Raw genomic sequence first — 19,630 nt, forward strand, 5'->3', positions numbered from 1 at the left:
CCAACTGAGCTAATCACCCGATGAGGTGTCGTTTAGACAGTTCCGCGCGGCCGTGCAACTGTAAAATGACGTCTTTTTGCGCTTTATCTCAGTATCTTTTCTTCGCCCTTCTCTATCACGTAAATACAGCCCTGTTCATGGCTCAAATCTAGCATGTCTTCGAATTCCAGCCCGCGCAAAAGCCCGCGTAGCACGCACAGGGTTGCTCCATGTGTAATCAGCAACGTTGGTTCACGAATATCCGCTAACATGCTCTTGCATCTCGCTAAAACCGAGAGCTCGCCCTCACCATCTGGTGCCAAAAACATCAATTCAAACGCGTTTCGCGCCTGTTCAAACAGATTTCCGTGACGCTGCTCGATTTCATCGAGATAGCTGCCATCCCATGATCCAGCACTGATTTCACGCAGACGTTCATCGGTTTGGTGCGCCGCGCCGACAACTTTTAGCGCAATTTTCGCTGTTTCCTGCGCGCGCCCTTGGGGGCTCGCGTACACTATTACGTTCTGCGCCGCGTCCGAAAGCGATGCGAGCAGCTCACCCTGTCTTTGCGCCTGCGCCCGACCTTGCGATGTGAGCGGCGAATCAAGTCGACCTTGCAGACGAGACGCGACATTCCACTCAGTCTGCCCATGTCGCATCAGGTAAATTGTAGGATAGACCATGGTGTTATCGCCTTCATGCCCGTTTCATGCGGCATGCCTGACTTATCACGAGAAAGAGCGCAAGATGACCGTATCAACCTTGCGCTCAGACATTGAAACTTTTTGGCCTCTTATCAGGCCTTTTTGGCAGGCGCCTTCGCAGGCGCTTTGTCAGCATCCGCCTTCGGCACACGGTTGCTTTGGCGGATTTTGGCGATGATTACAGACCCGCCCTGCACTTCTTTCGTGCGGTTGATCTTAACTTTGCCAAGTGGCTGCAAGTTAATTTCGCGGCCCTCTGACAAGGTTTGCCCAAGCACGGCAAGCATCGCTTCGACAACCGGCTTGGCGTCTTTTTTCTTGATGCCCGAACGCTCTGTGACAGTGTCGATCAGTTCTTTCTTCTTCAAAGCAGGATCGGACACAACTGGCGCAACTTCGGTGACGACAACTGGAATTGGCGAAGCTTTTATTGCAGAGGCAGTCGCCGCAGATTTTGTAGAGGACGTTTTCGTTGTGCGACTCGCTGGTTTTGCGGTCGTTGTTTTAGCCTTGCTTTTGCTTACCGTTGTTTTCGTTGTTGTTGTACTAGCCATGATTTACTGCCTTTTGTTCCTCATTTGGAAACAAAGTAGCAAAAAGCAGGTGATCGTGCCACTGGTTTCCTTGACGCAGCGCTTTTTGTTTGCAAGCGTCTTACCACACAAAACTGGGGGACCATATGAAGCATATAGTAGTAGCAGCGCTAACCCTTACAATATTTAGTGGATCTAGCGCATACGCGAGCGGATTGACCGATCCGATACTTGAACAAGATTTAATCATTGAAGACGCAAAAGCGGGCAGCTCTAGCTCTCCGGTAATCTTGGTCGCATTAACTGGCCTAATGATGTGGGCGGTTATTGCTCAATAAAGCGGCAGACCCGACGCGTTTGAAATGATGTTGAATCAAAAAGGGCGACCAAGACTTTTGGCCGCCCTTTGCTTAGGTGAATATCAGGCCTAATGCGCGACTTTCGCCGCTGGCTCGCTCGCGGCCAAAGCTGCGGCTGCGGCTTCCTCGGCGAGTTCATCCCACTCCACAGCTTCCGGCGCAGAGACGAGCGCATGGCGCAACACTTCGCTGACATGGGTAACTGGGATAATTTCCATTCCATCTTTCACACTGTCAGGAATATCACGCAGATCTTTCGCATTTTCCTGTGGAATAAGAACGGTTTTGATCCCGCCGCGTAGCGCAGCAAGCAGTTTCTCTTTTAGACCACCGATAGCCAAAGCATTGCCACGCAGAGTGACCTCCCCCGTCATGGCGATGTCTTTTCGAACTGGAATTCCAGTCAGAACAGATACGATCGATGTCACCATCGCGAGACCAGCAGATGGGCCATCCTTCGGCGTTGCCCCTTCAGGAACGTGAACATGGATATCCCATTTTTCAAACTTAGGCGGCTTGATACCGATCTCGGGCGAAATTGACCGCACATATGAGCTCGCAGCTTCGATGCTTTCTTTCATAACATCGCCCAGCTTACCTGTCGTTTTCATGCGCCCCTTGCCCGGCAGACGCAGTGCTTCAATACTCAGCAGCTCACCACCAACAGAGGTATAGGCAAGACCCGTTACGACACCCACCTGATCCTCTTGCTCAGCCAAACCATAACGGAACTTCTTGACGCCCAAGTAGTCATCAAGATTATCCGGCGTGATCGTGATTTCGGTCTCTTCCCGCTTCACGATCTTGGTTACAGCTTTGCGCGCCAATTTCGCGATTTCGCGCTCTAGGTTACGAACGCCCGCCTCACGCGTGTAAACGCGTACGATTTCACGCAGAGCGTCGTCTGTCAGTGTGAATTCGGAAGGCTTCAAACCGTGGTTCTTAACCTGCTTGTCAATCAAATGCTGCTTGGCGATTTCGCATTTTTCATCCTCGGTGTAGCCCGCAAGAGGAATGATCTCCATCCGGTCAAGCAAAGGCCCCGGCATGTTGTACGAGTTCGCCGTCGTCAGGAACATCACGTTCGAGAGGTCATATTCCACCTCAAGATAGTGATCGACAAAGGTGCCATTCTGTTCTGGATCAAGCACCTCAAGCATTGCAGATGCGGGATCACCACGGAAATCCTGCCCCATCTTGTCGATTTCATCGAGCAAAATAAGCGGATTGGTGGTTTTCGCCTTTTTCAACGCTTGGATGATTTTGCCAGGCATAGACCCGATGTAGGTTCTGCGATGGCCGCGAATTTCGCTTTCATCCCGCACACCGCCAAGGGAAATCCGAATGAACTCACGCCCTGTGGCTTTTGCTACGGATTTACCGAGCGAGGTTTTACCAACACCGGGAGGGCCAACGAGACACATAATCGGTCCCTTTAGCTTTTTCGAACGTTGCTGCACCGCGAGGTTTTCAACGATACGCTCTTTGACTTTTTCCAAACCATAGTGATCCGCATCAAGCACCTGCTGCGCAGCGATCAGGTTCTTTTTCACGCGGCTTTTTGTGCCCCATGGGATCGCGAGCATCCAGTCGAGGTAGTTGCGCACAACCGTCGCTTCAGCACTCATCGGGCTCATATTCTTGAGCTTTTTGATCTCCGCATCCGCCTTTTCGCGCGCTTCTTTGCTCAGCTTTGTCTCGGAAACCTTGGTCTCAAGCTCTGCGACTTCGTTCTGGCCCTCTTCGCCATCACCTAGTTCTTTCTGAATGGCTTTCATTTGCTCATTCAAATAGTACTCGCGCTGCGTACGCTCCATTTGGGTTTTGACACGGGTTTTGATCTTTTTCTCGACCTGCAAAACGCTCATTTCGCCTTGCATCAAACCGTACACTTTCTCCAAACGCTCACTCACCGAAAGCGTTTCGAGAAGTTCTTGTTTTTGGTGCACTTCAATGCCGAGATGACCAGAAACAAGATCCGCGAGCTTCGCAGGATCATCTGTTTCAACAACGGAGGTAAGCGCCTCTTCCGGAACGTTTTTCTTTACTTTCGCATAGCGTTCAAATTCCGCCCCTACGGTGCGAATAAGCGCTTCGATTGTTGTTGTGTCACCGGGCATTTCATTCAGAAACTCGGCGCGCGCTTCGAAAAAGCTGTCGTTCTCTAAATACTCGGTCACGCTCACACGTGCTTGGCCCTCGACAAGAACTTTTACCGTTCCGTCGGGCAGCTTGAGCAGCTGGAGAACATTGGCAATCACGCCAGCATCAAAGATTCCATCGATTTGCGGATCATCTTCGGAAGGATCGCGCTGCGCCGCCAACAGAATTTGTTTGTCGTCTGCCATCACCTCTTCCAGCGCGCGAACTGATTTTTCGCGGCCGACGAAAAGCGGCACGATCATATGTGGAAACACAACAATGTCGCGCAATGGCAATACCGGATAGGAAGAATTTAGGGGGTCTTGCATGCTCTGTCCTTACTCATGGCAAGAAGATCGTGCCCCGCTCAGCGGCAGCTTGGATCTTCTCCTGTTTGGCTAAAATACATGGGGGCCGGTGCCACCAGTTTCAAGCATCATTTTCTCAAACTGTCCTATCACAGGTTCGATAGGGCCGAACAGGGCCAGAAACCAGACAATTTAACTTTAACGCAGCACGTGTATCAGCGAACGCGGTGCACCTCGTTTGCGAGAACACTTGTTCCCGCTTCCATAAAGGTTGCGCAAAGCGTGAGAACCAAAGCCGCGAAGATCATTTGCATCATAGACATGCAAAACGATCTAACGTTGAAAAGTTATCACCCCGTTAAAGGGACCCGTTTTTTAAAGCGGCTCAATATCACCCAGCGCGCGCATCGCGTGAAATTCAGCCTGAAACGCGTCAAACGTTCCAGCCGCGATCGCATCGCGCATTTCTTGCATAAGCGTTTGATAGTAATGCAAGTTATGCCACGTCAACAGCATGCTAGAGATCATTTCCTGCGAGCGGAACACATGGTTCAGATAGGCGCGCGAATAATTTGAGCAGGTTGGGCAAGTACAGCTCTCATCCAGTGGGCGCGGATCATCGCCATGGCGTGCATTCTTGATGTTGACCTGACCACGGCGCGTCCACGCTTGGCCCGTACGACCAGAGCGCGAGGGCAAAACACAGTCCATCATATCAATGCCGCGCGCGACGGCACCGACGATGTCATCAGGCTTGCCCACACCCATCAAATAGCGAGGCTTATCCTTCGGAAGCATGTCTGGCGCATATTCCAGCACGCCAAACATCGCTTCTTGGCCCTCGCCCACAGCCAGTCCGCCAACCGCATAACCGTCAAATTCAATCGCGCGTAATTTCTCGGCGCTAATCGCGCGCAATTCTTCTGTCACCCCGCCCTGCTGAATGCCAAAAAGCGCATGGCCCGGGCGATCCCCGAAGGCATCGCGTGAACGTTGCGCCCAACGCATCGACAGCTCCATAGACTTGCGCACATCCGCTTCGGATGCGGGCAGCGCAGGGCATTCATCGAAACACATCACAATGTCAGAGCCGAGCAGCTTTTGGATCTCCATAGAGCGCTCAGGCGTCAGGTGGTGTTTGCTCCCATCAATATGGCTTTTGAAGGTCACGCCCTCTTCGGTCAGCTTGCGCAGATCAGAAAGGCTCATCACCTGAAAACCGCCACTATCGGTCAAGATCGGGCGATCCCAGTTCATGAACTTGTGCAAACCACCGAGGCGATCAATCCGCTCTGCCGTGGGGCGCAGCATCAAGTGATAGGTGTTGCCCAGCAGAATATCGGCCCCCGTCGCGCGCACGCTTTCTGGCATCATCGCTTTGACGGTGGCTGCAGTGCCAACGGGCATAAAGGCGGGCGTTCTGATTTCGCCGCGCGGGGTGTTGATCACGCCAGTGCGGGCGCGCCCATCGGTGGCGTTCAGAGTATATGAAAAACGTTCTGTCATAAAAGGCGTCCTACTGCGGGGCGCGCTATTTGAAAAGGGACAGCGTGAAATTCGCGTGAATTGGCGCGCGGCGACTCCCCAAAGCCGCGCGCTTCCTGCAAGGTGCCCCTAAGTCACGAGGTGCCCATGTCCGAACCAAACGCCCAGATCGAGCATATCAACGCGCTCACCCGCAATGCGCGCAGCACGTGGTTCGCCCTGTTGGCCGCGCTGGTCTTTGTCACCATCACCCTGATGGGCGTCGAACATATCGACTTTTACGGCGTGGACCGCGCCACGAAACTGCCGCTGGTGGATGTCGAAGTCCCCACGCGCTACTTCTTCTTCGCGGCCCCCCTGCTGACGGCAGCGATCTATTGCTACTTTCACCTCTACCTGATCCGGCTGTGGGACGCGCTGGCCGAGGCAGAGCCGAAGCCGAACGGCATGCATCTGAGCACCCAGATCACCCCGTGGCTGATTTCCGACGCCGCATTGCATTTGCGCGATGACGGGGCCGCACCCAAACGCCCGCTTGAGACACCTGCGAGATGGCTCAACTTCCTGCTCGCATGGGGGGCTGGGCTGGTGGTGCTCGGGTTTCTGTGGTGGCAAGGCATGACCGCGCGCAATATCTGGATGACATTGATCGCGGCGTTTTCCTTGCTCGCCGCCGCCGCCAGCGCATGGATCAGCTGGTGCGCGCTCTATCGTCGCTTGAAACATAAGCGCCCAAGCCACGCGCTTACAGAAAGTGCAACCTTTACCTTTGGCGTACCAGCACTGGCCTGCGCGCTCCTGTTTGTGATGCAGCATCGGGTGATCGTGCCAACCAAAGAGCTAAATCGCAAACTTTTCGAAACTTACTCGATTATCCCCCTCGCCCCAGTTGATCTCACAAGCGAAAACATCGTGGAAAAACCAGATGGGTGGTTGCCCGAGGACTTGGCCCGCGAAGAGTTTCGCGTGACATGGTGCAAACGGGACTGGAACGACTGCGCGGATCAAGAGATGCCAAAGGCGTTCAAGGAAGAATGGAAACGCCGACGCAGCGCAGCCATCGACGATCTACGCAAACCCGATTGGAGCAAAATCAACGCCACCCGCCCCGATTGGCGCGGTGCGATTTTGAATGAGAGCTTTCTGTCTGGTGCAAACCTCGCTGGGGCGCACTTGCAGAACGCTGTCCTCAGTAGTGCGCAATTGCAGAACGCTTACCTCGACAGGGCGCAGCTGCAGAACGCTGACCTCAGCTGGGCGCAGTTGCAGAACGCTTACCTCAGCTGGGCGCAGTTGCAGAACGCTTACCTCAGCTGGGCGCAGCTGCAGAACGCTGCCCTCTTCAGGGCGCAGCTGCAGAACGCTGACCTCAGCAGGGCGCAGTTGCAGGACGCTAACCTCAGCGAGGCGCAGTTGCAGGACGCTAACCTCAGCAGGGCGCAGTTGCAGGACGCTAACCTTAGAAGGGCGCAGTTGCAGGGAGCGGTGTTACACTTTGCGGAATTGACAGGAAAAAAAAGTCAAATCAACTTTCTCAATGCTACAAACCTGAGCGCGAGCATAAACAATGGTGGCGCGCTCAGGTTTGTTTCGCTCGCAGGGGCTAGATTTGACGCAAAAACCGATTTCAGAAATGCGTTTCTCGACGGGTCTGTTGCCCGCTCAGCAGCCTTTGACGAGCAGATGGGGACTCCCTGCCAATGGCATGCAGATATTCTGGCGGATGAACAATTCTACGGACGCTGGCGCGGTTGGGTTGAAGCAAAACCAGCTAGGCGGGTTTCCGATGATTGGCGTTTCGTTGGCCCTGCAAAATGGCGCGATGTCACGCCAATCCCCCCGCCTGAAGGTTGCGAATGGAAGACGGGCCCCATGCCAAGCGCAGAGGCGGACTAGGCCCTACCCGATCCCTTCAAAGGTTTTCGCCGCCGGATAGGCCGCGATCAGCGCGCCGAGGCACATGAGCGACAGCAACAGGCAAAACAGCCAATCGCCGTTTTGCACGGTGAGCAAGGCCCCCGTCAAAGCGCTAAAGGCACCGCCCATGGCCGTTGCAATCGCGCCAGATAGCCCTGCGGCGCTGCCCGCGAGATCGGGACGCACGCTCATCGTGCCGGTGTTGGCCGCCGCCAAGCTGATCCCGTTTGCCGCGCCGAGCGTGATCATCAGCCCAAACACCGCATAGGCATTGTCCCAGCCCATCAGCACCAAAATCAACGCAATCACAGGCCCGAGGATGCCGACCCAGCGCCCCCAGATCATCATCGCGCCGAGGGGCACATGTTCGGCAATGCGCGCGGTGATGAAACTGCCGATGAAATAGCCCACCGCCGTTGCGCCCATAACAAAGCCGACAAAGCTGGGCGAGAGATCATAGACCTGCCCCGCCACCAGCGGCGCGCCTGCGAGAAAGACGAAAAACGCAGAGACCGAAAAGCCGAGCACTAGCGTGTTGGTCCAAAAGGCAGAGGCGCGGGTGACCTCTTTGTAGCCTTGGATTTGCTCGGCAGTGGATTTCGCTTTGCCCGTCATGGTTTCGCCAAGGTCGATCCAGATCACCAGGGCGCAAATCGCGCCGAGCAGCGCAAAGAGCCAAAAAACAGAGCGCCAGCCAAGCGTTTCTTCTAACACTCCGCCGACCAATGGGCCGATCATTGGCGCAACCGCCATTGCCATGGCGATATAGCCCAGCACTGAAGTGCCTTTGCCGGGCGGATACATATCGCGCACGATTGCGCGGCTAAGGGTCGATCCCGTCGCACAGACCGCTTGGCACATGCGAAAGAACAAGAAGAGCGTATAGTCGTCCGTTATTGCCGCCCCTGCCGAGGCCAGCGCGAAGATCGAGAAGGTGATCAAAAGGACCGGTCTGCGTCCAAATCTGTCCGCTAAGGGGCCAAGGACGAGCGTTAAAAGCGCCGACAGGAACAGATATCCTGCAATCGCGAGGGAAATCGCGCCGTAGCTGACCTCGAACTCTGCTGCCATTGACGGCAGCGACGGCAGGAACAGGTTGAGCGTAAGCACCGAAACCGCAGTTAACAGGATCAATGTTGCGCGCTTTGGCGCAGTGCGCGCGGGAGTAGCAGACAAAGGTTCTTTCATTTTGCACACATACGCCGCTTTGCCCCATGAACGACAGGGCAAAGCGCAAGAGCAGAAATCGACGTGGCGTCTTCAACCTTTGCGCTTGCGGCTCTTTACGCCAGCTTGGCTAATCCCTATATAAACGCTCAAGAACATAAATGAGGCCCACCATGACCGACGCCAGCGCACCCTTAGAGGGCACCCCCCTTATTGCTCCGTCCAGCACAGATCACGCGCTATACCCAGCGATCGTCGAGGCGTGCCGCACCGTCTATGACCCTGAAATTCCAGTCAATATTTACGATCTGGGTTTGATTTACACGATTGACATCAACGATGAAAATGATGTGCGTGTCTATATGTCGTTGACCGCGCCGGGCTGCCCCGTTGCGGGCGAAATGCCCGGTTGGGTCGCCGAAGCGATTGAGCCGATGGCAGGGGTCAAATCTGTTGGCGTCGAACTCATCTGGGAACCCCCATGGGGTATGGAAATGATGAGCGATGAAGCGCGTTTGGAATTGGGCTTTATGTAAGCGGCTTTACCTGCCGCCAAAGTCGCGCCGCCCATCTGGCCCCTTGAGCGATTGCCCCAACGCCCTTAGATATGGTGCAAAGGAGACATCCAATGTTCGCAATTCCTGGCAAGCAAGCCGTGACAATCACGCCAAAAGCAGAGGCGCAGATTGCTAAACTGATGACCAAAGATGGTCATTTGGGGCTGCGCATTGGCGTCAAAAAAGGCGGATGCGCAGGCATGGAATACACCATGGACTACGTGAACGAGATCGACGCCAATGATGAATTGGTCGAGCAAAACGGCGCACGTGTGATGATTGCACCGATGGCCCAGATGTTCCTCTTTGGCACTGAAATCGATTACGAAACATCTTTGCTGGAATCGGGTTTCAAGTTCAACAATCCAAACGTCTCAGACGCTTGCGGTTGCGGCGAGTCGATCAAATTCAAAGATATAGAAGAATTGCAGGCCGACGCAGCCAAGACTTGACGCGGCGCGCTATTCGGGTGACCTAGACGGTATTCAAGGTCTTTGAACGGAGAGAATAATGCGGCGCAAACTGGCAGCAGGCAATTGGAAGATGAATGGCACCAGCGCAGATCTCGCGCAGATCGAGGCGCTTGCGCAGGCTCATTCAAGCGCACTGTCAGAAATATTGATCGCGCCGCCGACGCCCCTGCTCCATCGCGCCAGCCAAGTTGCAAAATCCAAAGCGATCACGATCGGCGCGCAGGATTGTCACAAACGCGAACGCGGTGCGCATACAGGCGATGTTTCCGCTGAAATGCTACTCGACGCGGGTGCAAGCTATGTCATCCTTGGCCATTCTGAACGCCGCGCAGATCACGATGAACACGACGAAGACGTTCGCGCTAAAGCCCGCGCCGCCTTGGCCGCAGGGCTGCGGGTGATCATTTGTCTGGGTGAAGAACTGGAAGAGCGCGAAGCAGACAATACGCTCGACATCATTGGCGGTCAGCTTGCCGGCTCTATTCCAGATGATATTTCTAGCGACTCTCTTGTGGTGGCCTATGAACCCATTTGGGCCATTGGCACCGGAAAAGTTCCGAGCATTGCGCAAATTGGCGAAGTCCACGACTTTATCCGCGCGCGATTGGAAAAGCGTTTCGGTCACGCGACAGCCAAAGCGATCCGCCTGCTCTATGGCGGATCCGTAAAGCCTGCGAACGCCGCAGAAATTTTCGCGGTTGAGAACGTTGACGGTGCTTTGGTTGGCGGCGCGAGCCTAAAGGCTGAAGATTTTTCACCCATCATCGCTGCGCTGGACGAAAGCTAAAGGCCGGTTAGGCTAAGCGCTCTTTCAAAGCGTTGTTAACTTCGGGCGTTACGAAATGTGAGACATCGCCGCCAAGGCGCGCGATTTCTTTCACCAGCTTCGACGCAATGGCTTGGTGCTGAGCATCGGCCATCAGAAAGACCGTCTCAATCGAATCATTCAGCACACGATTCATGCCAACCATTTGATATTCATACTCAAAATCGGCAACCGCACGCAGGCCACGAATAATTGATTGCGCGCCAACATCCTGAGCGCAATCAATCAAAAGGTTCTCGAACGGGTGAACAACAATCTCGGTTCCAGTCTGGGCTGAGAGTTCTTTGCAGGTGAACTCAATCATTTCAACGCGCTCTTCGAGCGAAAACAAGGGCCCCTTGTCGCGATTGATCGCAACACCAATCACCAGTTTGTCTACCAACGCGCACGCACGTCGAATAATGTCGATATGCCCCAGTGTAACTGGATCGAAAGTACCTGGATAAAGACCTGTCCGCATCATCGCGCTCCCATAATATGCGGCGCACGCAACATTATTGCGCTCTGGAACGCAAGGTGGAACAAGTCCGTTTGCGGCTTAATGCCCCATAATCATCCCTTGCAGCGCGTCTTTCTCCATTGAAAGCTGGCTCAAGCGGGCCTTTACAGCATCGCCAAGGGTGATCAGCCCGATCAGTTTACCGTCCTCCACCACTGGCATGTGACGGAAGCGGCCATCGGTCATCCGCTGCAAAACCTCATCAGCGCTCTCTGATAGCTTACAGGTAAACGGGTTTGCCGTCATATACTCGTCGATCTTGTCATTGAGACAGGTTCCGCCACGCGCGGCAAGTTCGCGCACAATATCACGCTCAGACAAAATACCATCAGCAGTGTCGCCACTTGCCGAAACAATCACGGTACCAATTCTGTTTTCCGCTAATAGTTGTGCAGCATCGCGTACAAGCGTTCCCGGTTTGACTGTATAAACCGTATCACTGGACTTCGATTTAAGAATTTGCTGCACCAACATGAGCGTCCCTCCAAGTAACTTTATTGCGTTAAGTTCAGAGTTTACGCAATTTGCGACCCTGTCAACAGCACGTTGGCTCCATTTCCATGCACCACTGCTCTAACTTTGCAATTTCTTCGCGAATTCCTGCGCCAAGTGCTTCAGCAAAGCGGTTCAATCGCTGCAACTTTCGATCTGAGCTATGACGAACCAAATAGAAGCTGCGTGTCAGGCTGATTTCTTTGGTAAGAACACGCTCGATTTCCGGGGCGGCCGCGAGCGCAAAATCATGCACAACGCCAATTCCTGCGCCTTGGCGTATGGCGTGGAATTGGACCGCAACCGAATTTGACCCAAGCGGAACGCGCTCAACCCCCAGATCGCCCAGATAATCCAACTCTTTGTCAAAGATCATATCAGGAATGTAGCCGATCATACGGTGGTTAACCAAATCTGCCTCTGTTTCCAGCGGCGCAGCTTTTTGCAGATATTTACGGGTCGCGGCCAGATGCAGCTTGTAATCGCTGAGCTTTTGAACCGTTAACCGCCCCGCAGATGGCGCACTAACGGTTATTGCCATATCAGCTTCACGCTTTGACAGGTTCACCACGCGCGGCAAGGCAACGATCTGGATATCAAGGTCCGGATGGGCGGCAACGATGCGCGCGCACACCTGTGGCAACAAGAAATTGGCGCACCCATCAGGGGCACCAATGCGGATTGTGCCGCTGAATTCGCTGCCTGACGCGCTGCCCTGCACCATCAAATCACCCGCCGCCCCCATGGCCTGTTCGGCCTGCTCCGCCAAGGGCAAAAGGCGCGCGCCTGCGGCGCTTAGCTCATAACCAAAAGGGGATTTCGCGAACAAGGCTGTGCCCATGCGTTGCTCAAGCCGCGCGATGCGCCGTCCCACGGTCGCAGGATCGATACGCAAGTTTTTTCCTGCGGCTGAGAGACTTTGCCCGCGCGCAACGCCCAGAAAAATACGTAAGTCATCCCAATTCTGCGCCATGCGACACCCTTTGCAATATTGCAAAACCCTTTGGGCATATTGCGTCTATCAATAGCATTTTTGCAAGATTAATGTGCCCTCAATCAATCGGAGGATGATCCATGCAAGAACTCACCCACTATATTGGCGGCGAACACGTCAAAGGCACGTCTGGCCGTTTTGCCGACGTTTACAACCCGGCAACGGGCGAAGTGCAGGCCAAAGTGCCGCTCGCCAATAACGATGAAATGGCCAAAGCCGTTGCAATCGCAGCTGAAGCACAGCCAGCATGGGCCGCAACCAACCCGCAGCGCCGCGCACGTGTTTTGATGGCTTTCGTTGGCTTGTTGAACCGCGACATGGACAAGCTCGCAGAAGCGCTATCGCGCGAGCACGGCAAGACCTTCCCAGACGCGAAGGGCGACATTCAGCGTGGTCTGGAAGTGGTGGAATACTGCATCGGCGCGCCTGAAATGCTCAAAGGCGAATACACAGACGGCGCTGGCCCCGGCATCGACATCTACTCCATGCGTCAGGCGCTTGGCGTCACTGCGGGCATCACCCCGTTCAACTTCCCTGCGATGATCCCGATGTGGATGTTCGCCCCTGCGATCGCTTGCGGCAACTCCTTCATCCTGAAACCATCCGAGCGTGACCCATCCGTTCCTTTGATGCTCGCAGAGCTGTTTGAAGAAGCAGGCCTGCCAAAAGGTATCCTACAGGTCGTTAATGGCGATAAAGAAGCGGTCGATGCGATCCTTTATGACGAGACGATCCAGTCCGTTGGCTTTGTTGGCTCTACCCCGATTGCGGAATACATCTACGGTACAGGCTGCGCCAACGGTAAGCGCGTGCAGTGCTTCGGCGGCGCGAAAAACCACATGATCATCATGCCAGATGCGGATATCGAACAGGCCGCAGACGCGCTTGTTGGCGCGGGTTACGGCGCGGCGGGCGAGCGCTGCATGGCGATTTCCGTGGCGCTTCCAGTTGGCGAAGAAACAGCGGATCGCTTGATCGAAGCCTTGGTGCCACGCGTCGAAGCGCTGAAGGTCGGTCCTTACACCTCTGGCGATGATGTGGATTACGGCCCTGTTGTCACAGCTGCCGCCAAAGAGAACATCCTTGGCCTCGTGCAAACAGGTATTGATCAAGGCGCAAAACTGGTCGTGGATGGTCGTGATTTCAGCCTTCAGGGTTATGAAGACGGCTTCTTCGTTGGCGCGCACCTCTTCGACAACGTGACGCCCGATATGGACATCTACAAGAAAGAGATCTTCGGCCCTGTTCTGTCCACCGTGCGCGCGGGTTCTTATGAAGAAGCGCTGCAACTGGCGATGGATCACGAATACGGCAACGGCACAGCGATCTTTACCCGCGATGGCGACGCTGCGCGCGATTTCGCAAGCCGCGTGAATGTGGGCATGGTTGGTATCAACGTTCCGATCCCTGTTCCGCTCGCCTATCACACCTTTGGTGGTTGGAAGAAATCTGCCTTTGGCGATCTCAATCAGCACGGCCCAGATGCGTTCAAGTTCTACACACGCACGAAAACTGTGACATCACGCTGGCCATCAGGCATCAAGCAAGGCGGCGAGTTCAACTTCAAAGCGATGGACTAAACAAAATCGAGCGTGGGCCAATCTACGGTCCGCGCTCAGCTTCCCTCAAGTCCAAAAAAGTGACCTGCGGCCTATTCGCCGGTAACTTGCGTATAACTCGCCTGCCCCTGTCCGCGCAGACCAGCCCAAAACCCTTGGGAAATACCAAGAGATCGAATGCCGCGGAAATAGCTATAGCGTCCCAAAACGGGCCAGAAAGCGACGCGGATGGCTCCAGAAATACCCCTTGATATAACCTTCGCGAGAGCAGTTATTTTTACGCGTCCGGGTTTCTCAACCAACATCAAGTGATATTTCGTTATGCTCTGGGCGCGCGCACGCTCCGAGATATAACTTGCGCTCAAACGTTCGGGCGGAACCTCTTCGGTGACTATCGCGCTTGGCACCCATGCAAGGGTAAGGCCCTTTTTAACAGCGCGGCGCGAAACATCCGTGTCCTCGCCCCCGCTTAATCCGAACGCTGGATCAAACCTAAGACCTGCACTGTCCAACGCGGACATTTGAGCGATCCAATTGTTGGTCGCCAGATCAAACCGTTTTCCAGCGGCCATCGCTGCGGTTTTGCGCGCGCTGCTCAGCGTGGCTGCACGTTCGTAATATGCAAGCACATCGGCCTCTGCATCAGAGCACCCCATCACGGATGCAACAGGCACGACAGGTCCACCCGCGAGTTGGGCATTAGCGTCTTTAGCCCCGGCCCAAAGAATGCGAAGCCAATCGTGGCGCACTTGCTCATCATCATCCACGAACGCCAGCCAGTCCGCGCCATGGTCGCGTGCAGCATCCATAGCTGCATTTCGAGCATGAGAAATGCCCTGCTGTGGCTCATGGACTGCAAATGCAGGCCAACCGGTGCGTTTGTAAAAATCATTGACAGCGTCTGTGATTGTTAATTGAGTGTCGTTCTCAACAAACACAAAACAGAGTTCTGCCCCTTGCGGGACATCCAAGCCCTGCAAAGATTGCAAAAGATCCGCGAACATGCGCGGTCGTCGACGCGTTGCGGCAGCAACGACTATGCGCGTAATACTGCGCTCCAATTTGTCTCCACCCCAGATACGTCCTGTCAGTAAGACGCAGCGCATAACATATAACAATGCAAGCCGTAGCGTAATGACGAAGTTTGCTGTCAAGGTGTTGCCCTTAGGTCGCCAAAACGGCACAAAGCCGCGAGCCTTTCCCTAGCTAAAAGAGCGACGACATGAGCGAGATCCAAATCCGAAAATCTGGCCCCTGTGGACATATCACATTGAGCCGCCCCGCCGCACTAAACGCGTTGACGTATCAGATGGCGATTTCGATTGATCAAGCTCTTATCGAATGGGCAAGTGACGCTGACATTAAGGTGATCCTGATCGACGCTGAGGGCGAAAAAGCCTTTTGTGCAGGGGGTGATATTGCAGATCTCTATTCAACGGGCTGCGCAGGTGATTTCGCTTATGGCCAAAAATTCTGGCGCGATGAATATCGCCTGAACGCACGCATTTCAGACTATTCCAAACCGATTGTAAGCTTCATGCAAGGCTTTACCATGGGAGGCGGCGTCGGCGTTGGCTGTCACGCATCCCATCGCATTGTCGGGGAAAGCAGCCGTATGGCGATGCCTGAATGCGGCATCGGATTGGTGCCCGATGTAGGCGGCTCGCTCTTGCTTGCCAACGCTCCGGGGCGCTTGGGCGAATACCTTGGCTTAACAACGACGCGAATGGGGCCAGGGGACGCTATCCTTGCAGGATTTGCCGATCACTTCATTCCCGAGGACGCCTGGGGGGATGTGAAAACTGCGCTGCTTGAAAGCGGTGATCTGGCGGTTCTAGAGGCCGCCTATGAAACAGCTCCCGACGCTGCGCTAAGCGCTCTGTTAGAGCAGATCAACACGCATTTCTGCGGCGAGAGCCTTGGTGATATTTGCGCAAACCTGCGCAGCGATGAATCTGAATTCGCCGCTAAAGCCCTTAAGTCCATTGAGCGAAATTCGCCGCTGGCAATGGCCTGCGCGGTTGAGATGATCCATCGCTTGCGCGGCTCATCCGATTTGAAACGTGCTTTGGAACTAGAGTACCGCTTTACCGCGCGCGCGATGGAGCATGGTGATTTTCTGGAAGGCATTCGAGCTGCAATTATTGACAAGGATCGCTCTCCGAAATGGAAGCACGCCCTTGATAAGATCCCAGCGGTTGATGTCTCATTCATGTTGCGCCCGCTAGGGAAAGACAAACTGACATTTGAAGAGGAGAAGACAGGCATGAACATCGGATTTATCGGACTTGGCAATATGGGCGGACCTATGGCTGCGAATTTGGCTGCCGCGGGCCATAGCGTAACCAGCTTTGATGTTGCTGGCACAACAGCAAACGGTGTTAGCGCGGCGGCGAGCGCTGTTGAGGCGGCAACGGGCGCTGACATTGTGATCACGATGCTGCCTAATGGCGCGATTTTGCGCTCTGTCGCAAACGAAGTTATCCCTGTGATGGACGCAAATGCTGTTCTTCTTGATTGCTCGACGGTTGATGTGGAAAGCACGCGCGCTGTGGCAGAGCAATGCGCGGCTGCGAATGTTCTCGCGATGGACGCGCCTGTTTCTGGCGGCGTTGGCGGAGCGAGCGGTGGCACATTGACCTTTATGGTCGGCGGCTCTGACGAGGCCTTTGCCAAAGCAAGCCCGCTCTTTGAGATCATGGGACAAAAAGCTGTACATTGCGGACCCTCCGGCAACGGACAAGCAGCAAAAATCTGCAACAACATGATCCTTGGGGCAACGATGATTGCCACATGCGAATCCTTTGCGCTTGCAGATAAACTCGGCCTTGATCGTCAGAAAATGTTCGACGTTGTTAGCACGTCTTCCGGTTATAGCTGGTCAATGAACGCCTATTGCCCTGCCCCAGGAGTTGGCCCAACAACGCCAGCTGACAACAATTACGAACCCGGTTTTGCAGCGGATTTGATGCTGAAGGATTTGCGCCTTGCTCAAGAAGCCGCAATTGGAGCGAATGCGGACACACCAATGGGTGCGCTCGCGCAAGCACTTTACGCGCAATTTGTTGAAGATGAAGATGGGTCGGGCAAAGACTTCAGCGCGATGTTGCCAAAGTTTGAAAAAAGCGATCGTCCTTAGACGCATCGCTTTGGCAAGGGTGCGTGAAACCACGCACCCTACTTTTGCGTCACGCCCTTAAACGCGCGCCACTGGGGTCAAAAGGTGGCTCGCTCAGGATCGTTGCGCGGTGTGGTTGACCAAGAACCATGACCTCCACAACATCGCCTGCCGCCGCATTTTTCACGAACCCAAGAGCAAGGCTCATTCCAACAGAATAGCCATAAGTGCCTGATGTGACGCGGCCAATGCCCACTCCATCTTTGAATATTGGCTCACCGCCCGTTGCATCGGCGTTCGAGGCGGTGACATCAGCTTCATCAAGGTGCAAGAGCACCATGTGCTCACGCGGGTCCTGAGCTAATGTTTGACTGACAGCCTCTTTGTTCAAAAAGCCCTTGTCCATTTTGCACAGGCGTTCGAGGCCCACTTCTTGCGGAAAATACTCAGGACTATATTCGCGGCTCCAAGACCCATAGCCCTTTTCAACACGTAGGCTCATCAAGGCGCGACTTCCGACAGGGCCAGCGCCAATCTCGTGGCCAGCATCCAAAAGCACGTCGTAAAGACGTGCTTGATCAGCTTCGGCGCAATGAACTTCCCAACCGAGATCGCCAGTAAAGCTCACCCGCAGAGCGAGAACTTGGATGCCTGCGAGATCAATCCATTTGGAGCGCATAAAAGGGAAGTCATCTGTGGCAAGCGAGGCGTTTGTCAGGCGCTGCAACATCTCTCGCGACTTTGGCCCAGCCACGTTAAAGCCGCACATTGCCTCCGTTTTGCTCTCGAATATTACGCCCTTCGGACGCGCCACCTGTTTAAAAAAGCGCTTATGGTAACGCTCCGCCATGCCCGATCCGATGATCCAAAACTCGTCTTCCGCCAGTTTTGTGACAGTAAAATCGCCCGCAATGCCACCGCGTTTGCCGATAAGTGGCGTTAAACAAGAGCGGCCGATAGTCTTAGGCATGTTGTTCGCGAAAATACTGTTGAGCCAATCGGCTGCGCCTGCGCCCTTACAGAGGTATTTGGCGAAATTCGAGATATCGATGATACCCGCGCAACTACGCAGCATTTTGCATTCTTCGCCTACAGGTCCCCACCAGTTCTGGCGGGTGAAACCATTGGTATCCGTGGTTCCGCGCTCGCCAGAGAACCAAAGTGGATGTTCCCAGCCCGAGTTAAGCCCGAACACTGCCCCCAGCTCTTGTTGCTTGGCATAAGCAGGACGCATGCGCGCGGGGCGACCGGCTGCGCGCTCTTCATTGGGGAAATGGATCGCGAAACGGTGCGAATAACTGTCCTCAACCCGCGCTTTGGTAAAGGCTTTGTCGGCCCAGCTATCAAATCGCGCGACGTCCCAACCGAACATATCGTATTGCGTTTCACCCTCGATGATCCACTGCGCCGCCATCAGACCCATGCCGCCCGATTGCGAGAAACCGGGGATAATTCCGTTGCAACAGAAGTAGTTATCAAGTTCTGGCACAGGCCCAAACAGCACGTTTGAATCAGGCGACCAGATCATCGGCCCGTTGATCACGCGTTTGATGCCCGCCTCAGCCACGGCTGGAACACGCTCAATCGCGTTCATCATATTCTCTTCGATCCGCTCCAGATCGTCTGGGAATAGATCATGGGCAAAATCGAGCGGCGTGCCCTCCTCAGCCCAAAACTTCATGTCCTTTTCATAGGCCCCGACCAGCAGTCCTTGCCCTTCTTGGCGTAAGTAGTACTCGCCATCGCGATCAGAGACTGACGGCAATCGTCTTTCTGACGCTTCAATTTCAGGAATGCTCTCCGTGACGAAATACTGGTGCTCTGTCGGTTGCAGAGGCAACTCTACCCCCGCCATTGCTGCGACTTCGCGTCCCCAAAGGCCAGCAGCGTTCACCACCCATTGCGTGTGAATGTCGCCCTCGGGTGTTTTGACGATCCAAGAACCATCGTCCTGCGGCTCAGTCGCTGTGACAGGCGTAAAGCGCATGATTTCCGCGCCGCGCTGACGCGCGCCGACCGCATAGGCGTTGGTGACCCCCGACGGGTCCACATTGCCGCCATCAGGTTCATACATCACGCATTTGATGCCATCGTAATTCACCATCGGGTTCAGCTCTTTAGCCTCCTCAATGGAAATTTCGTAGAAATTCATCCCGTAAAGCTTGGCTTTGGCCGCTTGCAGACGCAGCTGATGCACACGCTCTTCGGTTTGAGCGAGGTAGAGCGAGCCGGGCTGGAACACGCCGCAGGATTGCCCCGTCTCTTCCTCAAGGGCATTATAAAGGTTCATCGTATAGTGCTGAATGCGGCTGATATTTGTGCTGTCATGCAGCCCGTGTATGTTCGCCGCTGCGTGCCAAGTCGAGCCGGACGTGAGTTCATCGCGTTCGAGCAGGACGACATCGGACCAGCCAAGTTTGGTGAGATGATATAAGATTGAGCAGCCAATCACGCCGCCCCCGATGACAACCGCTTGTGCAGTGGTGCGCATTTCTAGTCTCCTGAATGCTGCAAT

At 54.6% G+C, this 19,630-nt stretch carries 17 protein-coding genes and 1 pseudogene; 8 read left to right on the forward strand and 10 right to left on the reverse strand.

Annotated elements, in window-relative coordinates; genetic code table 11:
• Nucleotides 1-83 precede the first annotated feature (83 nt).
• Both ACRBCU_RS12345 and ACRBCU_RS12350 read right to left on the reverse strand, forming a co-directional pair.
• Nucleotides 84-665 carry a histidine phosphatase family protein gene (locus ACRBCU_RS12345; RefSeq protein ID WP_431365694.1) on the reverse strand — a complete coding sequence of 194 codons (582 nt, stop codon included), beginning with the start codon at nt 663-665 and terminating at the stop codon, nt 84-86.
• Nucleotides 666-778: 113 nt separating this feature from the next.
• Nucleotides 779-1,240 carry an HU family DNA-binding protein gene (locus ACRBCU_RS12350; protein ID WP_431365695.1) on the reverse strand — a complete coding sequence of 154 codons (462 nt, stop codon included), beginning with the start codon at nt 1,238-1,240 and terminating at the stop codon, nt 779-781.
• Between the two features lie 125 nt (nt 1,241-1,365).
• On the opposite strand from ACRBCU_RS12350, the gene ACRBCU_RS12355 reads away from it, so the two are divergent.
• Nucleotides 1,366-1,557 carry a hypothetical protein gene (locus ACRBCU_RS12355; protein WP_431365696.1) on the forward strand — a complete coding sequence of 64 codons (192 nt, stop codon included), beginning with the start codon at nt 1,366-1,368 and terminating at the stop codon, nt 1,555-1,557.
• A gap of 89 nt (nt 1,558-1,646) precedes the next feature.
• Here ACRBCU_RS12355 and lon read toward each other — a convergent pair whose 3' ends face one another.
• Nucleotides 1,647-4,049 (reverse strand): endopeptidase La, encoded by a 2,403-nt coding sequence (gene lon / locus ACRBCU_RS12360; RefSeq protein ID WP_431365697.1) that lies wholly within the window; start codon nt 4,047-4,049, stop codon nt 1,647-1,649.
• A gap of 354 nt (nt 4,050-4,403) precedes the next feature.
• Nucleotides 4,404-5,534, reverse strand: a complete 1,131-nt coding sequence (gene tgt / locus ACRBCU_RS12365) for a tRNA guanosine(34) transglycosylase Tgt (protein WP_431365698.1) — start codon at nt 5,532-5,534, stop codon at nt 4,404-4,406.
• Nucleotides 5,535-5,660: 126 nt separating this feature from the next.
• On the opposite strand from tgt, the gene ACRBCU_RS12370 reads away from it, so the two are divergent.
• On the forward strand, nt 5,661-7,409 hold the full coding sequence (locus ACRBCU_RS12370; protein WP_431365699.1) for a pentapeptide repeat-containing protein: 1,749 nt from the start codon (nt 5,661-5,663) through the stop codon (nt 7,407-7,409).
• 3 nt (nt 7,410-7,412) lie between these two features.
• Here ACRBCU_RS12370 and ACRBCU_RS12375 read toward each other — a convergent pair whose 3' ends face one another.
• Nucleotides 7,413-8,618: a multidrug effflux MFS transporter gene (locus ACRBCU_RS12375; RefSeq protein ID WP_431365700.1), complete on the reverse strand. Its 1,206-nt coding sequence runs from the start codon at nt 8,616-8,618 to the stop codon at nt 7,413-7,415.
• Between the two features lie 152 nt (nt 8,619-8,770).
• Between ACRBCU_RS12375 and ACRBCU_RS12380 the strand changes: the two genes are divergently transcribed.
• The 3 genes from ACRBCU_RS12380 (at nt 8,771) to tpiA (ending at nt 10,414) form a co-directional block, all read left to right on the forward strand.
• A complete protein-coding gene (locus ACRBCU_RS12380) occupies nt 8,771-9,133 on the forward strand; it encodes an SUF system Fe-S cluster assembly protein (protein ID WP_431365701.1) in 363 nt (120 codons plus the stop codon).
• Nucleotides 9,134-9,225: 92 nt separating this feature from the next.
• Nucleotides 9,226-9,606 (forward strand): HesB/IscA family protein, encoded by a 381-nt coding sequence (locus ACRBCU_RS12385; protein WP_431365702.1) that lies wholly within the window; start codon nt 9,226-9,228, stop codon nt 9,604-9,606.
• 58 nt (nt 9,607-9,664) lie between these two features.
• Nucleotides 9,665-10,414, forward strand: a complete 750-nt coding sequence (gene tpiA, locus ACRBCU_RS12390) for a triose-phosphate isomerase (RefSeq protein WP_431365703.1) — start codon at nt 9,665-9,667, stop codon at nt 10,412-10,414.
• A gap of 7 nt (nt 10,415-10,421) precedes the next feature.
• Here the strand turns inward: tpiA and coaD are convergent, their stop codons facing one another.
• The 3 genes from coaD to ACRBCU_RS12405 form a co-directional block, all read right to left on the reverse strand.
• Nucleotides 10,422-10,913, reverse strand: coding sequence for a pantetheine-phosphate adenylyltransferase (coaD, locus tag ACRBCU_RS12395; RefSeq protein ID WP_431365704.1), 492 nt, complete (start codon nt 10,911-10,913; stop codon nt 10,422-10,424).
• 78 nt (nt 10,914-10,991) lie between these two features.
• A complete protein-coding gene (locus ACRBCU_RS12400) occupies nt 10,992-11,426 on the reverse strand; it encodes a CBS domain-containing protein (RefSeq protein ID WP_431365705.1) in 435 nt (144 codons plus the stop codon).
• A 61-nt stretch (nt 11,427-11,487) separates the two neighbouring features.
• The gene (locus ACRBCU_RS12405) at nt 11,488-12,417 is read right to left on the reverse strand and encodes a LysR family transcriptional regulator (RefSeq protein WP_431365706.1); all 930 of its coding nucleotides are present in this window, start codon (nt 12,415-12,417) and stop codon (nt 11,488-11,490) included.
• A 101-nt stretch (nt 12,418-12,518) separates the two neighbouring features.
• On the opposite strand from ACRBCU_RS12405, the gene ACRBCU_RS12410 reads away from it, so the two are divergent.
• Nucleotides 12,519-14,018: a CoA-acylating methylmalonate-semialdehyde dehydrogenase gene (locus tag ACRBCU_RS12410; protein WP_431365707.1), complete on the forward strand. Its 1,500-nt coding sequence runs from the start codon at nt 12,519-12,521 to the stop codon at nt 14,016-14,018.
• 71 nt (nt 14,019-14,089) lie between these two features.
• Here the strand turns inward: ACRBCU_RS12410 and ACRBCU_RS12415 are convergent, their stop codons facing one another.
• Nucleotides 14,090-15,151 (reverse strand): glycosyltransferase, encoded by a 1,062-nt coding sequence (locus ACRBCU_RS12415; RefSeq protein ID WP_431365708.1) that lies wholly within the window; start codon nt 15,149-15,151, stop codon nt 14,090-14,092.
• A 68-nt stretch (nt 15,152-15,219) separates the two neighbouring features.
• On the opposite strand from ACRBCU_RS12415, the pseudogene ACRBCU_RS12420 reads away from it, so the two are divergent.
• Together ACRBCU_RS12420 and mmsB are read left to right on the forward strand one after the other, a co-directional pair.
• Nucleotides 15,220-16,230: pseudogene (locus ACRBCU_RS12420) on the forward strand (enoyl-CoA hydratase/isomerase family protein); the annotation flags it as partial.
• 33 nt (nt 16,231-16,263) lie between these two features.
• The gene (gene mmsB / locus ACRBCU_RS12425; RefSeq protein ID WP_431365763.1) at nt 16,264-17,136 is read left to right on the forward strand and encodes a 3-hydroxyisobutyrate dehydrogenase; all 873 of its coding nucleotides are present in this window, start codon (nt 16,264-16,266) and stop codon (nt 17,134-17,136) included.
• A 49-nt stretch (nt 17,137-17,185) separates the two neighbouring features.
• On the opposite strand, the gene ACRBCU_RS12430 is transcribed toward mmsB, so the two are convergent.
• Nucleotides 17,186-19,606 (reverse strand): GcvT family protein, encoded by a 2,421-nt coding sequence (locus ACRBCU_RS12430; RefSeq protein ID WP_431365709.1) that lies wholly within the window; start codon nt 19,604-19,606, stop codon nt 17,186-17,188.
• Nucleotides 19,607-19,630: the final 24 nt, after the last annotated feature.

This window comes from Planktotalea sp. (genome assembly GCF_050633725.1).
Classification (GTDB): Bacteria; Pseudomonadota; Alphaproteobacteria; order Rhodobacterales; family Rhodobacteraceae; genus Planktotalea.

What these genes read in the sequence shown, in the direction of transcription:
- ACRBCU_RS12345 (WP_431365694.1), bottom strand. Translation starts at nt 665, where the DNA reads ATGGTCTATCCTACAATTTACCTGATGCGACATGGGCAGACTGAGTGG.
- ACRBCU_RS12350 (WP_431365695.1), bottom strand. Translation starts at nt 1,240, where the DNA reads ATGGCTAGTACAACAACAACGAAAACAACGGTAAGCAAAAGCAAGGCT.
- ACRBCU_RS12355 (WP_431365696.1), top strand. Translation starts at nt 1,366, where the DNA reads ATGAAGCATATAGTAGTAGCAGCGCTAACCCTTACAATATTTAGTGGA.
- lon (WP_431365697.1), bottom strand. Translation starts at nt 4,049, where the DNA reads ATGCAAGACCCCCTAAATTCTTCCTATCCGGTATTGCCATTGCGCGAC.
- tgt (WP_431365698.1), bottom strand. Translation starts at nt 5,534, where the DNA reads ATGACAGAACGTTTTTCATATACTCTGAACGCCACCGATGGGCGCGCC.
- ACRBCU_RS12370 (WP_431365699.1), top strand. Translation starts at nt 5,661, where the DNA reads ATGTCCGAACCAAACGCCCAGATCGAGCATATCAACGCGCTCACCCGC.
- ACRBCU_RS12375 (WP_431365700.1), bottom strand. Translation starts at nt 8,618, where the DNA reads ATGAAAGAACCTTTGTCTGCTACTCCCGCGCGCACTGCGCCAAAGCGC.
- ACRBCU_RS12380 (WP_431365701.1), top strand. Translation starts at nt 8,771, where the DNA reads ATGACCGACGCCAGCGCACCCTTAGAGGGCACCCCCCTTATTGCTCCG.
- ACRBCU_RS12385 (WP_431365702.1), top strand. Translation starts at nt 9,226, where the DNA reads ATGTTCGCAATTCCTGGCAAGCAAGCCGTGACAATCACGCCAAAAGCA.
- tpiA (WP_431365703.1), top strand. Translation starts at nt 9,665, where the DNA reads ATGCGGCGCAAACTGGCAGCAGGCAATTGGAAGATGAATGGCACCAGC.
- coaD (WP_431365704.1), bottom strand. Translation starts at nt 10,913, where the DNA reads ATGCGGACAGGTCTTTATCCAGGTACTTTCGATCCAGTTACACTGGGG.
- ACRBCU_RS12400 (WP_431365705.1), bottom strand. Translation starts at nt 11,426, where the DNA reads ATGTTGGTGCAGCAAATTCTTAAATCGAAGTCCAGTGATACGGTTTAT.
- ACRBCU_RS12405 (WP_431365706.1), bottom strand. Translation starts at nt 12,417, where the DNA reads ATGGCGCAGAATTGGGATGACTTACGTATTTTTCTGGGCGTTGCGCGC.
- ACRBCU_RS12410 (WP_431365707.1), top strand. Translation starts at nt 12,519, where the DNA reads ATGCAAGAACTCACCCACTATATTGGCGGCGAACACGTCAAAGGCACG.
- mmsB (WP_431365763.1), top strand. Translation starts at nt 16,264, where the DNA reads ATGAACATCGGATTTATCGGACTTGGCAATATGGGCGGACCTATGGCT.
- ACRBCU_RS12430 (WP_431365709.1), bottom strand. Translation starts at nt 19,606, where the DNA reads ATGCGCACCACTGCACAAGCGGTTGTCATCGGGGGCGGCGTGATTGGC.